Source organism: Leclercia tamurae (genome assembly GCF_025566055.1).
GTDB lineage: Bacteria > Pseudomonadota > Gammaproteobacteria > Enterobacterales > Enterobacteriaceae > Enterobacter > Enterobacter tamurae.
The window spans coordinates 226,594-241,903 of record NZ_JAMHKS010000070.1; the positions used below are offsets into that span (position 1 = coordinate 226,594).

At 56.0% G+C, this 15,310-nt stretch carries 14 protein-coding genes; 9 read left to right on the forward strand and 5 right to left on the reverse strand.

All coding sequences use genetic code 11. The features are described 5' to 3' along the window. The first annotated feature begins 8 nt into the window (after positions 1–8). The 4 genes from hpf to npr all read left to right on the forward strand — a co-directional run bounded on the left by hpf (position 9) and on the right by npr (position 2,039). Positions 9–296, forward strand: coding sequence for a ribosome hibernation promoting factor (gene hpf, locus M8318_RS08915; protein WP_106994839.1), 288 nt, complete (start codon positions 9–11; stop codon positions 294–296). An 82-nt stretch (positions 297–378) separates the two neighbouring features. Beyond that, a complete protein-coding gene (ptsN, locus tag M8318_RS08920) occupies positions 379–870 on the forward strand; it encodes a PTS IIA-like nitrogen regulatory protein PtsN (protein WP_262662034.1) in 492 nt (163 codons plus the stop codon). A gap of 45 nt (positions 871–915) precedes the next feature. Continuing rightward, on the forward strand, positions 916–1,770 hold the full coding sequence (rapZ, locus tag M8318_RS08925) for an RNase adapter RapZ (protein ID WP_106994840.1): 855 nt from the start codon (positions 916–918) through the stop codon (positions 1,768–1,770). Further along, positions 1,767–2,039 carry a PTS phosphocarrier protein NPr gene (npr, locus tag M8318_RS08930; RefSeq protein WP_047058971.1) on the forward strand — a complete coding sequence of 91 codons (273 nt, stop codon included), beginning with the start codon at positions 1,767–1,769 and terminating at the stop codon, positions 2,037–2,039. Before rapZ ends, npr begins: the two co-directional genes overlap by 4 nt. On the opposite strand, the gene mtgA is transcribed toward npr, so the two are convergent. The 5 genes from mtgA to lptF all read right to left on the reverse strand — a co-directional run bounded on the left by mtgA (position 2,036) and on the right by lptF (position 8,291). Continuing rightward, positions 2,036–2,755 carry a monofunctional biosynthetic peptidoglycan transglycosylase gene (gene mtgA / locus M8318_RS08935; protein WP_106994841.1) on the reverse strand — a complete coding sequence of 240 codons (720 nt, stop codon included), beginning with the start codon at positions 2,753–2,755 and terminating at the stop codon, positions 2,036–2,038. The two genes, npr and mtgA, sit on opposite strands and share 4 nt — an antisense overlap. Positions 2,756–2,757: 2 nt before the next feature. Then, positions 2,758–3,411, reverse strand: a complete 654-nt coding sequence (gene elbB, locus M8318_RS08940) for an isoprenoid biosynthesis glyoxalase ElbB (protein ID WP_262662038.1) — start codon at positions 3,409–3,411, stop codon at positions 2,758–2,760. 229 nt (positions 3,412–3,640) lie between these two features. After that, entirely contained in the window at positions 3,641–5,974 is a 2,334-nt protein-coding gene (arcB, locus tag M8318_RS08945; RefSeq protein WP_262662039.1) for an aerobic respiration two-component sensor histidine kinase ArcB, read from the reverse strand. Positions 5,975–6,108: 134 nt separating this feature from the next. Further along, on the reverse strand, positions 6,109–7,191 hold the full coding sequence (gene lptG / locus M8318_RS08950) for an LPS export ABC transporter permease LptG (RefSeq protein ID WP_106994844.1): 1,083 nt from the start codon (positions 7,189–7,191) through the stop codon (positions 6,109–6,111). Next, the gene (gene lptF, locus M8318_RS08955; protein WP_262662041.1) at positions 7,191–8,291 is read right to left on the reverse strand and encodes an LPS export ABC transporter permease LptF; all 1,101 of its coding nucleotides are present in this window, start codon (positions 8,289–8,291) and stop codon (positions 7,191–7,193) included. The genes lptG and lptF overlap by 1 nt, the downstream gene beginning before the upstream one ends. 266 nt (positions 8,292–8,557) lie before the next feature. On the opposite strand from lptF, the gene pepA reads away from it, so the two are divergent. From pepA to ahr, 5 genes are all read left to right on the forward strand, one after another. Then, complete coding sequence (pepA, locus tag M8318_RS08960; RefSeq protein WP_106994846.1) at positions 8,558–10,069, forward strand: leucyl aminopeptidase; 1,512 nt, start codon at positions 8,558–8,560, stop codon at positions 10,067–10,069. 121 nt (positions 10,070–10,190) lie between these two features. Then, positions 10,191–10,634 carry a DNA polymerase III subunit chi gene (gene holC, locus M8318_RS08965; protein ID WP_106994847.1) on the forward strand — a complete coding sequence of 148 codons (444 nt, stop codon included), beginning with the start codon at positions 10,191–10,193 and terminating at the stop codon, positions 10,632–10,634. Then, positions 10,634–13,489 carry a valine--tRNA ligase gene (locus M8318_RS08970; RefSeq protein WP_262662043.1) on the forward strand — a complete coding sequence of 952 codons (2,856 nt, stop codon included), beginning with the start codon at positions 10,634–10,636 and terminating at the stop codon, positions 13,487–13,489. The genes holC and M8318_RS08970 overlap by 1 nt, the downstream gene beginning before the upstream one ends. Further along, positions 13,489–14,004, forward strand: a complete 516-nt coding sequence (locus M8318_RS08975; protein ID WP_371811735.1) for a GNAT family N-acetyltransferase — start codon at positions 13,489–13,491, stop codon at positions 14,002–14,004. Before M8318_RS08970 ends, M8318_RS08975 begins: the two co-directional genes overlap by 1 nt. A gap of 82 nt (positions 14,005–14,086) precedes the next feature. Then, the gene (ahr, locus tag M8318_RS08980; RefSeq protein WP_166184249.1) at positions 14,087–15,106 is read left to right on the forward strand and encodes an NADPH-dependent aldehyde reductase Ahr; all 1,020 of its coding nucleotides are present in this window, start codon (positions 14,087–14,089) and stop codon (positions 15,104–15,106) included. Positions 15,107–15,310 lie beyond the last annotated feature (204 nt).

Sequence of the window (15,310 nt, forward strand, 5' to 3'; positions counted from 1 at the left end):
AAGACACTATGCAGCTCAACATCACTGGACACAACGTCGAAATTACTGAAGCCCTGCGTGAATTTGTGAATACCAAATTCGCCAAGCTTGAGCAGTACTTCGAGAGGATCAATCAGGTCTACATTGTGTTAAAAGTGGAAAAAGTGACTCATATCTCGGATGCGACCCTGCATGTCAACGGAGGCGAAATCCATGCCAGTGCGGAAGGACAAGACATGTACGCGGCTATCGACGGCTTGATTGACAAGCTCGCCCGACAGCTAAACAAACATAAAGATAAACTGAAACAACACTAATTGTCCGGGCAGTTAACGGGTGCAGGTTGGCCTGTTGTGAAACACAACGGGCCCTTTGTACAGTTAGCGCTTAGGTGAAATTATGATGAATAACGATTCAACTCTACAACTGAGCAGTGTCCTTAATCAGGAATGTACCCGCAGTGCCGTCCACTGCCAGAGCAAAAAACGTGCGCTGGAGATCATCAGTGAACTGGCCGCAAAACAGCTGAGCCTGCCGCCACAAGTGGTATTTGAAGCGATTCTGACCCGTGAAAAAATGGGCAGTACCGGCATCGGCAACGGCATCGCCATTCCCCATGGCAAACTTGAAGAGGATACCCTGCGTGCTGTAGGGGTGTTTGTTCAGCTGGAAACACCTATCGCCTTTGATGCTATTGATAACCAGCCTGTCGATTTGCTGTTTGCCCTGCTGGTGCCAGCGGATCAGACCAAAACACATTTGCATACCCTCTCGCTGGTGGCCAAACGCCTGGCGGATAAAACCATCTGTCGCCGTTTGCGCGCGGCTCAGAGCGATGAGGAGCTTTATAAAATCATTACGGAAACGGAAGGCAATCAGGATGATGCGTAATCGGGTGATGGCGTTAACATCTGTAGTCCTGAGGAGAAACGGTACATGGTGCTGATGATCGTCAGCGGTCGTTCAGGGTCCGGAAAATCGGTGGCCCTGCGAGCGCTGGAAGATATGGGCTTTTACTGCGTGGATAACCTGCCGGTAGTGCTGCTGCCCGAGCTGGCGAAATCACTGGCCGATCGGCAGATTTCCGCCGCGGTCAGCATCGACGTGCGTAACATGCCGGAATCCCCGGAGATCTTTGAGCAGGCGATGAGCAGTTTGCCGGAGGCGTTTTCACCTCAGCTACTGTTCCTTGATGCCGATCGCAATACGCTGATCCGTCGCTACAGCGATACCCGTCGTCTGCATCCGCTCTCCAGCAAAAACCTGTCGCTGGAAAGCGCCATTGACCAGGAGAGCGATCTGCTGGAGCCGCTGCGCTCCCGCGCCGATCTGATCGTTGATACCTCTGAAATGTCCGTCCATGAACTGGCGGAAATGCTGCGTACGCGCCTGCTGGGCAAACGCGAGCGCGAGCTGACGATGGTGTTTGAATCCTTCGGCTTTAAGCACGGTATCCCGATCGATGCAGACTATGTGTTTGACGTGCGTTTCCTGCCGAACCCGCACTGGGATCCAAAGCTGCGTCCGATGACCGGCCTGGATAAACCCGTCGCCGCGTTCCTTGACAGGCATACGGAAGTGCATAACTTTATCTATCAGACGCGCAGCTACCTTGAACTCTGGTTGCCGATGCTGGAGACAAACAATCGCAGCTATCTGACGGTGGCGATTGGCTGTACCGGGGGCAAACACCGTTCGGTCTACATTGCTGAGCAACTGGCTGACTATTTCCGCTCGCGCGGCAAAAACGTGCAGTCCCGTCATCGTACGCTGGAAAAACGCAAAACATGACCGTAAAGCAGACCGTTGAGATCACCAATAAGCTGGGCATGCATGCACGCCCGGCGATGAAGTTATTTGAACTGATGCAAGGGTTTGACGCGGAGGTTCTGCTGCGTAATGACGAGGGCACCGAAGCCGAAGCCAACAGCGTAATTGCCCTGCTGATGCTGGACTCTGCCAAGGGCCGACAGATCGAAATCGAAGCCACCGGCCCGCAGGAAGAAGAGGCGCTGGCAGCAGTCATTGCGCTGTTCAACGCCGGCTTTGATGAGGATTAATGCAGCTTATTGGCCTGCATAAATCCTTCCCCGCCCAACTGCCGCATCTGGCGCAGGATCCACGCCTGACGGTTGCGTACATAGCCTGAAGGCGCACTGGCCTTAAAGCGGATGGGGTTCGGTAACACGGCGGCCAGCAGCGCGGCCTCAGATGCCGACAGACGGCTCGCGGGTTTATGGAAATAGCGCTGAGCGGCAGCTTCGACACCAAATACCCCCTCGCCAAACTCCGCGATATTCAGGTACACCGTCAGGATGCGTTTTTTACTCCACACCGTTTCGATTCCCAGCGTCAGTCCGGCTTCAAATCCTTTTCTCATCCAGCTGCGTCCGTCCCACAAAAACAGGTTTTTCGCCGTTTGCTGAGAAAGCGTTGATGCGCCGCGAATGCGGCTCTCATTACGCTCGTTGTGCGCTAACGCTTTTTCTATTGCCCCAACATCAAACCCCCAGTGATCCGGGAATTTCTGATCCTCGGCGGCAATAACGGCCAGCCCCATCCACGGCGAGATCTCATCCATACTCACCCAGTCAGAATGGGCGATATAGCTGAAATCGCCTCGCAGCCAGCTCCCCAGCTGACGTTCAATCATCACCGCGGAAAACGGCACCGGCAGGAAGCTGAACAGGGCAATACCACCGCCCCAGAAGACCGCCATCACTACCAGGACGCGAATGACGATCCGTCTTACCCAGCCGGATCGGGGACGCTTCAATCTCATTCCGCCAGCACCAGCACGCGGGTGATCAGCTTCTCAATACCTGTCGCAGCTTCGGCAATGTTCTGCGCCAGCATATACGCGGGGGTGGTCACGATTCGGTTCTCTTCGTCGACCACGATATCGTCTACCGGACACGGGATATGCTCCCCGCCCATGTCTTCGATGGTCTCAGCGGTATCAATGTCGGTACCTATGGTCAGACGCAGCGGGATATCAAAGATAGCTGGCAGCATCGCCGGGGCGATACAGATAAAGCCCAGCGGCTTACCGGCCTCATGCATCTGCAGCGCCAGGGTTTTTAAATCGCTATCCACCCGGCAGGCGCTGCCCTGGTGGGCAAAATCACTGAGATTTTTTGCGGCACCAAAACCGCCCGGCACGATCAGCGCATCCAGTTCGGCAGCATGGGCCTCACTGAGCGGACGGATCTGCCCGCGGGCGATCCGCGCCGCCTCAATCAGGACATTTCGGCTTTCCGCCAGCGGTTCACCGGTAAGGTGGTTGATGACATCGGACTGAGTTTTGTCCGGTGCGAAACAGACCGCTTCTGCACCGTTGCGCGCCAGCGCCAGCAGCGTCAGAACCGCTTCATGTATTTCAGAACCATCGTAAACACCGCACCCGCTCAGTACTACGCCGACCTTTTTCATCCTGCGATCCCTCTCGAAAAACGTTACCTGCACATTAAAAATTCTGATTAAAACGGTGTGCTTCACACATTTAACTGATTCATGTAACAAAGTATTTAAGATTTGCTATCTTAACTGCGTGCGGCCTGAATTTTCCGGCTACGCCATTATCCTAAAAATAACCTATTAAGGCGCAGCCAAGATTTCCCTGGTGTTGGCGCAGTATTCGCGCACCCCGGTTTAGCCGGGGTCATTTTTTTCTGCCCTCCACCCAGGCTTTCAGGACAGCCACATCGTTCTGCCACTCTTGCTTCATCTCTTCAACCCATTCACCCACGTTATCTTCCCACGCCGGTAAATCCGGGGACTGGATCTGCTTACCCAGCTGCTGCAGATGGCGCAAACCAATAGAGCCGGCGGCACCTTTGATCTTATGGCCCTCTTCAACAATGCCTTTTTGATCCCGCGCCGTCAGGTTGGACTCCAGCACGTTCAGATAGCCTGGCATCATTTTTTCGAACATGGCTACACCGTCAGTGATCAACTTTGGACCCACCAGATCGATGTACTGTTCCAGCATCTCGATATCCAGCAAAGACTGCGCTTTTTCCGTATCTACCGTCGTCATGGTGCTCTCCTCTTCGTCACTGGTGTCCCAGTACTTCTTAATCATGGCGGTTAAGGCAGGTACCGCCAGCGGTTTGCTCAGTACATCGTCCATCCCGGCATCAAGGTACTCTTTTTTATCTTTCAGCACGTTGGCGGTCAACGCCACCAGCGGCGGCAGCTCATCGCTGGCGTAACGGCTGGTCAGTTCACGGGAGATGTCCAGCCCGGTCATGTCCGGCAGCTGAATATCCAGCAGCACCAGATCGTATTCCCCCGGGGTAAACATCTCCAGTGCGGCCTTGCCGGTCATGGCGACATCGACGCTGCTGCCGAGTTTCTCCAGCACCGAACGCGCCACAATCACGTTCAGTTCAATATCTTCCACCAGCAGCACGTGCAGAGCAGGCAGCGGCATATCGTCATGGGCAAAGGTATCTTCGACCTCTTCCGCCACGGCCGGGGCTCGAACGCTCAGTTTAAACACCGAGCCGTGTCCAGGGTTGCTGCTCACCGTAATGTCGCCCCCCATGCTCTTCGCCAGGCGACGCGATACCGCCAGGCCAATGCCGGTGCCGGTAGCGGGCTTGCCTCCCTGGCTATCTTTAACCTGATAATACATGGCGAAGATCTTGTCCTGCTCCTCCTGCGGAATCCCGATCCCGGAATCTTCCACCTCGAAGTGCAGCATCTCGCCTTCGCCGTAACGCACGCGAACCGCCACCTGACCGCTCTGGGTAAACTTGACCGCATTGCTGATCAAGTTCCAGAGGATCTGGCGCAGGCGCGTGCCGTCAGTCACCACCTTGTGCGGCAGCGGCAGCGTTGGCTCCATCACAAAGCGTAGCCCTTTCTGCTGCGCCTGCAGGCCGGAGAGGTTTTCCAGATCGGCCAGGAAACCGGTGAAGTCCACCGGCTGGTTATCCAGCTGGACTTTGCGCCGCTCCATCTTATCCATATCGATAATATCGTTGAAGATATTGCCGAGCGTGACCGCTGAAACGTGGATCGTTTTCAGATATTTCTCCTGCTCGGTCGTCAGGTCGGTATCAAGCAGAATGCGGCTTAATCCCACGATGCCGTTGAGCGGGGTACGCAGCTCATGACTGATGGTGGAGATAAAGGTGGTTTTATCGCGGCTGGCGCGCTCCAGGGCATCCTGATAACGCTTACGCTCGGTAATGTCGCGCCCGAAGCCCATCAGCCCGTGGCGTTTCCCGACGCGGTCGTAATAAGGCACTTTGCGGATTTCGAAGCAGGCTTTGCGCCCGTCCGGGTAGTCGAGCCACTGCTCGTAGGTCAGGGAGACGTTATGACGGAATACCTTCTCGTCGGTTTCGATAACTTTGGCGGCCGCCTCGGGTGAGTAGACGTCCTGGGGGCGCAGACTGACGAGCTGCTTTTCGCTTTTGCCGGTCAGGAGCTCCATCGCCCGGTTACAGCCGGAAAACTCTTTGTCTTCATTGCGGTAGAAGACCAGATCCGGGGAGGCGTCGAGAAAAGAGCGCAGGAATGAGGATTGCTGCTCAAGCTGGATCTGCGTCTGCTCGCGCTCCTTCATTTCGATTTTCAGCTGTTCCAGGGTGGTCTGGCGCTCGGCCTCGGCTTTCTCACGATCTGAGATCTCCTGGTTCAGTTGAGCGATGTTATCTTTCAGCTGCACGTTGAGCTTCAGATCGCGTTCGCGCATCTCTTCCAGCTTTTCCACTACCCTGGTCAGCCGCTGGCGGGATTCCTCCAGCTGCTCAACCACTACCGAGAGGAAATAGACCGCCCAGGGGGTGATCAGCAGGCCGAAGAAAATAGACCGAATGAGGTCGATGCTCTCAACCTGGCCGTGCAGCACCATGGTAATGGCCATCTGCACCACAATCGCCAGCACTACCAGCGCCAGCGCCAGCAGCAGGGAGAAGCGTACCAGGCCGAGCTTCATCATCAGATCGACATAGTATTGCGCCAGTAACCGAATTTGCTTCATAGGGGATCTCTTCACGACGTCATCGCACAATAATACTCAAATTCCAGGCAAGACGTTGAAGGTTGTGCAAAAAAGTGAGGGGTAGAACAGAGGATGCACCTCACCTCCCAAAGGAGGAGGTGAGGTATCAGGGGTCAGGAGCGCTTCAACAGCATCCAGAGGCTGATCAGGAAGAAGGAGGCGCTTGGCAGCAGCGCGCCAATAACTGGCGGGATACCGTAAACCAAGGTCAGCGGACCAAAAATCTGATCGAGGACGTAGAAGACGAAACCGAAGCTAATACCGGTCACGACACGTACCCCCATCGGAACGCTACGCAGCGGGCCGAAGATAAACGACAGCGCCATCAGCATCATCACCGCCACGGAGAGCGGCTGGAAGATCTTGCTCCACATATTGAGCTGGTAACGTCCGGCGTCCTGGCCGCTCGACTTCAGGTATTTCACGTAGTTGTGCAGGCCGCTGATGGACAGCGCATCCGGATCCAGCGCCACCACGCCGAGCTTGTCGGGGGTCAGGTTGGTTTTCCAGGTGCCAGTGACCGTCTGCGAACCGGTAATCTGTTTTGGATCCTGCAGGTTTGACTCATCCACCTGGGACAAACGCCAGACCTTTTTATCCGTATCGAAGGTCGCAGAGGTCGCATAACGCACCGCCTGCAGACGACGCTGATCGTTAAAGCTGTAGATGCTCACGCCACCGAGCGTGTTCTCGCCGGTAACGCGTTCGATATAGACAAAGTTATTCCCGTCTTTCGCCCATAGCCCCTGCTGGGTCGAGAGCAGCGAGCCGCCATACATCATCTGCGCGCGATAGTTACGCGCCATCTGCTCGCCCTGTGGTGCAACCCACTCACCCATCGCCATGGTCAGGAATACCAGTGGGATGGCGGTTTTCATCACCGACAGCGCAACCTGCATACGGGTAAAGCCCGACGCCTGCATCACCACCAGCTCGCTGCGCTGCGCCAGCATCCCCAGCCCCAGCAGAGCGCCTAACAGCGCCGCCATCGGGAAGAAGATCTGCACGTCTTTCGGAATACTGAGCAGGGTATACATACCCGCCCCCAACGCATCATAGCTCCCCTGCCCGGCCTTTTTCAGCTGGTCGACAAACTTGATGATGCCGGAGAGCGACACCAGCATGAATAACGTCATCATGATGGTGGTAAAAATGGTTTTACCGATATAGCGGTCAAGAACGCCAAACGCCTGCATTACACCGCTCCTTTACGCGTAAACCGGGCTCGTACACGGCGCATCGGCACGGTATCCCACAGGTTGAGGATGACCGCCAATAGCAGATAGAGTCCGTTAATCACCCAGGTCCAGATAACCGGGTCGATTTTTCCTTTACCGCCATTCGATTTGATCGAGGTCTGCAGCAGGAAGAACACCAGATAAAGCAGCATCGCGGGCAGCATGGAGAGCACGCGGCCCTGACGTGGGTTGACCACGCTGAGCGGCACCACCATCAACGCCATCATAAAGACGGTGAATACCAGCGTCAGTCGCCAGTGCAGCTCCGCACGGGCGCGATTGGTATCGGTGTTGATAAGCGTACGCATGCTCATCTGCTCAGTATCGGTAGGATCCAGCGCCACCGTCTGATGACCAATAATCGCCTGATAGTTCTGGAAGTCAGTAATGCGGAAATCACGCAGCATCGCCGTGCCTTCGAAGCGAGTGCCCTGGTTCAGGGTCACGATCTGCGAGCCGTTTTTATCCTGGGCGAGCTGACCGGAATCGGCCACCACCACGGACGGACGGGCATTACCTTTGGGGCGGATTTGCGCGAGGAAGACGTCGTTAAAGCGGCTGCCATCCACGCTTTCAATAAACAGCACGGAGTTACCGTCGGTTGCCTGCTGGAACTGCCCCTGTGCCAGGGCGGCCATGCCGGGGTTCGCTTTCGCTTCAGCCAGCACTTCGTCCTGATGTCGGGAGGAGACAGGCCCGGCCCACATCACGTTTACCGCGGCCACGATGCCGGTAAACAGCGCCAGGACCATTGCCGCTTTAATCAGTACCGCTTTGCTCAGACCACATGCGTGCATGACGGTGATTTCACTTTCGGTATAGAGTTTACCGAGCGTCATCAGCAGTCCGAGGAAAAGGCTTAATGGCAGGATAAGCTGGGCCATTTCAGGCACGCCTAACCCGAGCAGAGAAAGCACCAGATTTGTGGGAATTTCACCGTCGACCGCCGCGCCGAGGATCCTCACCAGTTTCTGACAGAAAAAGATCAGAAGCAGGATGAAGAGTATCGCCAGCTGGCTTTTGAGCGTCTCCCGCACCAGATATCTTATGATTATCACATTAAATACGCCCGTAAAAACCCGTCTCTTTGCAGGAAAATCGCTTGTTTCATGGCTTAAACGTCATTTATTCTCTTGAGTCGTCGAAATCATCGCTAAGATTAGAACACCCGGCGGATTCGCGCTTCAGTAGTTACTATGACGTGTCGAAACCGTAATAACGTAAGATTAACACGAAGTCACCGCAACAGCGGGCATGAGTTACGAAAGGTTTCAATTCTATCCGTAGCTGCCGCTGTTGTCTTTAAGATTCAGGAGCGTAGTTCATGGAGTTCAGTGTAAAAAGCGGTAGCCCGGAGAAACAGCGGAGTGCCTGCATCGTCGTCGGCGTGTTTGAACCCCGCAGACTCTCTCCGATCGCAGAACAACTCGATAAAATCAGCGACGGCTACATCAGCGCCCTGCTGCGCCGTGGCGAGCTGGAAGGCAAACCGGGTCAGACGCTGCTGCTGCATCATGTGCCGAACGTACTGTCCGAGCGCATCCTGCTGATTGGCTGTGGCAAAGAGCGCGAGCTGGATGAGCGCCAGTACAAACAGGTTATTCAGAAAACGATTAATACACTGAATGATACTGGCTCAATGGAGGCCGTGTGCTTCCTGACCGAACTGCACGTCAAAGGCCGCAACACCTACTGGAAAGTGCGCCAGGCGGTTGAGACCGCAAAAGAAACCCTCTACAGCTTCGATCAGCTGAAAACCACTAAAAGCGAACCTCGTCGTCCGCTGCGTAAAATGGTCTTTAACGTCCCGACTCGTCGTGAGCTGACCAGCGGCGAGCGCGCCATTCAGCATGGTCTGGCGATCGCTGCTGGTATCAAAGCCGCGAAAGATCTGGGCAACATGCCGCCAAACATCTGTAACGCCGGTTATCTTGCCTCCCAGGCGCGCCAGCTGGCTGACTCCTACAGCAAAAATGTCGTCACCCGCGTGATTGGCGAGCAGCAGATGAAAGAGCTGGGGATGCACTCCTACCTGGCCGTCGGCAACGGTTCACAAAATGAATCCCTGATGTCGGTCATTGAGTACAAGGGCAACCCATCTGAAGACGTGCGTCCGATTGTGCTGGTCGGTAAAGGCCTGACCTTCGACTCCGGCGGTATCTCCATCAAACCGGCCGAAGGCATGGATGAGATGAAGTACGACATGTGCGGTGCGGCGGCGGTCTACGGTGTGATGCGTATGGTGGCGGAACTCCAGTTGCCTATTAACGTAATCGGCGTGCTGGCAGGCTGTGAAAACATGCCGGGCGGCCGCGCCTATCGTCCGGGCGACGTGCTCACCACCATGTCCGGCCAGACCGTTGAAGTGCTGAACACCGACGCTGAAGGCCGTCTGGTGCTATGCGACGTGCTGACTTACGTAGAACGCTTCGAGCCAGAAGCGGTAATCGACGTGGCTACCCTGACCGGTGCCTGCGTAATTGCGCTGGGTCACCACATTACCGGCCTGATGTCGAACCACAACCCGCTGGCCCATGAGCTGATCGGTGCTTCCGAACAGGCGGGCGACCGCGCATGGCGTCTGCCGATGGCTGATGAGTACCAGGAGCAGCTGGAGTCCAACTTTGCGGATATGGCCAACATCGGTGGGCGTCCTGGCGGTGCCATTACCGCGGCCTGCTTCCTGGCGCGCTTTACCCGTAAATACAACTGGGCCCACCTGGACATCGCCGGTACCGCATGGCGTTCCGGTAAAGCCAAAGGCGCCACCGGCCGCCCTGTTGCCCTGCTGTCGCAGTTCCTGCTGAACCGCGCCGGGTTTAACGGCGAAGAGTAATTCCCGTCTGATGCCCGGCGGCGCTACGCTTACCGGGCCTACGGGATAGTGCCGTTTGTAGGCCGGGTAAGCGTAGCGCCACCCGGCTTTGCATTTAAATCCACAACAAGAAGCCCCATATATGAAAAACGCAACGTTCTATCTTCTGGACAATGACACACAACAGGATGGCTTAAGCGCCGTCGAACAGCTGGTGTGTGAGATTGCCGCAGAACGTTGGCGCGGTGGAAAACGCGTGCTGATTGCCTGTGAAGATGAGCAGCAGGCCATCCGTCTGGATGAAGCCCTGTGGGCACGCCCGCCGGAAAGTTTTGTTCCGCATAATCTCGCGGGGGAAGGACCGCGCGGTGGCGCGCCGGTGGAGATCGCCTGGCCGCAAAAACGCAACAGCAGCCCGCGGGATATTTTAATCAGCCTGCGTACCGGCTTTGCAGATTTTGCCACCGCTTTCACAGAAGTGGTAGACTTTGTCCCTCACGAAGATTCTTTGAAACAACTGGCGCGCGAACGCTATAAAGCGTACCGCCTGGCTGGTTTTAACCTGAATACGGCAACCTGGAAATAATGGAAAAGACATACAACCCACGCGATATCGAACAGCCGCTTTACGAGCACTGGGAACAGCAGGGCTATTTCAAGCCTAACGGCGACGAAAGCAAAGAGTCCTTCTGCATCATGATCCCGCCGCCGAACGTCACCGGCAGTTTGCATATGGGGCATGCCTTCCAGCAGACCATCATGGATACCATGATCCGTTACCAGCGCATGCAGGGCAAAAATACCCTGTGGCAGGCGGGTACCGACCATGCGGGTATTGCTACCCAGATGGTGGTCGAACGTAAAATTGCCGCTGAAGAAGGTAAAACCCGCCACGACTACGGTCGCGACGCCTTTATCGACAAAATCTGGCAGTGGAAAGCGGAATCCGGTGGCACCATTACCCGTCAGATGCGCCGTCTCGGTAACTCCGTGGACTGGGAGCGCGAGCGCTTCACCATGGACGAAGGCCTGTCCAACGCCGTTAAAGAAGTGTTCGTCCGTCTGTATAAAGAAGACCTGATCTACCGTGGCAAGCGCCTGGTAAACTGGGATCCAAAACTGCGCACCGCCATCTCTGACCTGGAAGTGGAAAACCGCGAGTCTAAAGGCTCCATGTGGCATATCCGCTATCCGCTGGCCGACGGTGCGAAAACCGCAGACGGTAAAGATTACCTGGTGGTGGCCACTACCCGTCCGGAAACCCTGCTGGGCGATACCGGCGTGGCCGTTAACCCGGAAGATCCGCGTTACAAAGATTTGATCGGTAAATTCGTGGTGCTGCCGCTGGTAAACCGCCGTATTCCGATTGTGGGCGATGAACACGCCGACATGGAAAAAGGCACTGGCTGCGTGAAGATCACCCCGGCACACGACTTTAACGACTATGAAGTGGGTCGTCGTCACGCCCTGCCGATGATCAATATCCTGACCTTTGATGGCGACATCCGCGAAAGCGCGGAAGTGTATGACACCAAAGGCGAAGAATCTGACGTCTATTCCAGCGATATCCCGGCTGAGTTCCAGAATCTGGAGCGTTTTGCCGCGCGTAAAGCGGTAGTTGCCGCTGTTGACGCCCTGGGCCTGCTGGAAGAGATCAAACCGCACGACCTGACCGTTCCTTACGGCGACCGCGGCGGCGTGGTGATCGAGCCGATGCTGACCGACCAGTGGTACGTGCGTGCCGACGTGCTGGCAAAACCGGCTGTTGAAGCGGTTGAGAATGGCAGCATCCAGTTCGTGCCAAAACAGTACGAAAACATGTACTTCTCCTGGATGCGCGATATTCAGGACTGGTGTATCTCCCGTCAGCTGTGGTGGGGTCACCGTATTCCGGCATGGTACGACAACGAAGGCAATGTCTACGTTGGCCGCACCGAAGAGGAAGTGCGTCAGGAAAACAACCTGAGCGCTGACGTCGCCCTGCGTCAGGACGAAGATGTGCTGGATACCTGGTTCTCCTCCGCGCTGTGGACCTTCTCCACCCTCGGCTGGCCAGAGAACACCGATGCGCTGCGTCAGTTCCACCCAACCAGCGTGATGGTCTCCGGCTTCGACATTATCTTCTTCTGGATCGCCCGCATGATCATGATGACCATGCACTTCATCAAAGATGAAGACGGTAAGCCGCAGGTTCCGTTCCATACCGTCTACATGACCGGTCTGATCCGTGACGACGAAGGCCAGAAGATGTCCAAATCCAAGGGTAACGTTATTGACCCGCTGGACATGGTTGATGGTATCTCGCTGGAAGATCTGCTGGAGAAACGTACCGGCAACATGATGCAGCCGCAGCTGGCTGAGAAGATCCGCAAGCGCACCGAGAAGCAGTTCCCGGACGGCATCGAGCCACACGGCACCGACGCCCTGCGTTTCACCCTGGCGGCGCTGGCCTCAACCGGTCGCGACATCAACTGGGACATGAAACGTCTGGAAGGTTACCGCAACTTCTGTAACAAGCTGTGGAACGCCAGCCGCTTTGTGTTGATGAACACCGAAGATCAGGACTGCGGCTTTAACGGCGGCGAAATGACTCTGTCGCTGGCTGACCGCTGGATCTTGGCGGAATTCAACCAGACCACCAAAGCGTTCCGTGAGGCGCTGGACAGCTACCGCTTCGATATCGCGGCAGGCATCCTGTACGAGTTCACCTGGAACCAGTTCTGTGACTGGTACCTGGAGCTGACCAAGCCGGTGATGAACGGCGGATCTGAAGCGGAGCTGCGCGGCACGCGCAACACCCTGATTACCGTCCTGGAAGGTCTACTGCGCCTGGCGCACCCGATCATCCCGTTCATTACCGAAACCATCTGGCAGCGCGTGAAGGTGATTGCTGGTATCAATGCCGATACCATCATGCTGCAGCCGTTCCCGGCCTTCGATGCTGCGCAGGTTGATGAAGCTGCCGCTGCCGATACCGAGTGGCTGAAGCAGGCGATCGTTGCCGTGCGTAACATCCGTGCAGAGATGAACATCTCCCCGGGTAAACCACTGGCACTGCTGCTGCGTGGTTGCAGCGAGGCTGCGGTTCGTCGCGTGACGGAGAACAACACCTTCCTGCAAACCATGGCACGTCTGGAGAGCATCACCGTGCTGCCGGCAGATGATAAAGGTCCGGTCTCCGTGACCAAAATCATCGACGGTGCCGAGCTGTTGATCCCGATGGCTGGCCTGGTTGACAAAGAGGCTGAGCTGGCGCGTCTGGCGAAAGAAGTGGCTAAAGTTGAAGTTGAAATCGGTAAGATCGAAAGCAAACTGTCTAACGAAGGCTTTGTCGCCCGCGCACCAGAAGCGGTTATCGCTAAAGAGCGTGAGCGTCTGGTTGGTTTCGCGGATGCAAAAGCGAAGCTGATCGAGCAACAGGCTGTCATTAGCGCGCTGTGATGAGTGAAGCTATGCATGTAAATGCCTCTGTAACGGCGCATCTGCGCCGTATCACCGCCACGGATAACCCGGCAATTGCCGGCGTTATCCGCCGGGTATCTGCCGAATACGGCCTGACGGCCGATAAAGGTTATACCGTTGCGGATCCCAATCTCGATGAACTGTACGCGGTGTACAGCCAGCCGGGGCATGCCTATTGGGTGGTGGAGCAGAATGGCCAGGTTGTGGGTGGCGGTGGCGTTGCGCCGCTCTCCTGCAGCGAGCCGGACATCTGCGAACTGCAAAAAATGTATTTCCTGCCCGTCGTCCGTGGACAAGGCCTGGCGAAAAAACTGGCGTTACAGGCGCTGGATCATGCCCGCGCGCAGGGTTTTAAACGCTGCTATCTTGAAACCACCGCCTTTCTGACCGATGCCATCAGACTGTATGAACATCTCGGCTTTGAGCATATCGACCAGCCGCTGGGATGTACCGGGCATGTTGATTGCGAAGTGCGAATGTTGAAAACGTTATAATTCCTTTCCTGCCCCCTTCTGTTAAGCGGCTGTAAACTGAATGCTCTACACTCTCAGTTCCACACCATCAGGGGGTAATATCATGTCGAAGATAAAAAGCTACGCCGCACCGCAGGCGGGTGCAGAACTTGAGCTGTACGAATACGATGCGGGCGAGCTGAAAGCAGAAGACGTTGAAGTCCAGGTTGATTACTGCGGGATCTGCCATTCCGATCTGTCGATGATCGATAATGAATGGGGTTTTTCGCAATACCCGCTGATTGCCGGGCACGAGGTGATTGGCCGCGTGGTGGCCCTGGGCAGTGCCGCGCAGGAAAAAGGGCTAAAGATTGGCCAACGCGTGGGCATCGGCTGGACCGCACGCAGCTGTGGTCACTGCGACGCCTGTATCAGCGGCAACCAGATTAACTGTCTGGAAGGCGCCACCCCTACCATTCTGAATAACGGCGGTTTCGCTGACAAACTGCGCGCCGACTGGCAGTGGGTCATTCCTCTTCCTGAGCAGATGGATATCGAATCTGCCGGTCCGCTGCTGTGCGGCGGGATCACGGTCTTTAAACCACTGCTGATGCACCACATCACCGCCACCAGCCGCGTGGGGGTAATCGGTATCGGTGGCCTGGGCCATATTGCCATCAAGCTTCTGCATGCGATGGGATGCGAAGTGACGGCGTTCAGCTCCAACCCGGCGAAAGAGCAGGAAGTGCTGGCGATGGGTGCTGACAAGGTGGTGAACAGCCGCGATCCTGAACTGTTGAAAGCTCTGGCCGGTCAGTTTGATCTGATCATCAACACCGTTAACGTCGATCTCGACTGGCAGCCGTACTTTGAAGCGCTGGCCTACGGCGGTAATTTCCATACCGTGGGTGCTGTCCTGAAGCCACTACCGGTTCCTGCGTTCACGCTGATTGGCGGCGATCGCAGCGTGTCGGGTTCTGCGACGGGTACACCTTATGAGCTGCGTAAACTGATGAAGTTTGCCGGCCGCACCAAAGTCGCACCGACCATCGAGATGTATCCGATGTCGAAAATCAACGACGCTATCCAGCACGTCCGTGACGGCAAAGCCCGTTACCGCGTGGTGCTGAAAGCAGACTTTTAAGCTGTTGTTGCCCGGTGGCGCTACGCTTACCGGGCCTACAGGTGCTGTACCGCTTTTCCAGGCCGGGTAAGGCGAAGTGAACTGCACCCAAAATGTTGGACACGATCTGACATCTGAGGGTGCAGTTTATGAAACATTCTTCTGCTGTAAAACTTGCGGCCGTACGTCACTATCTTGCCGGAAAGGCCGGTATGGATGCCACGG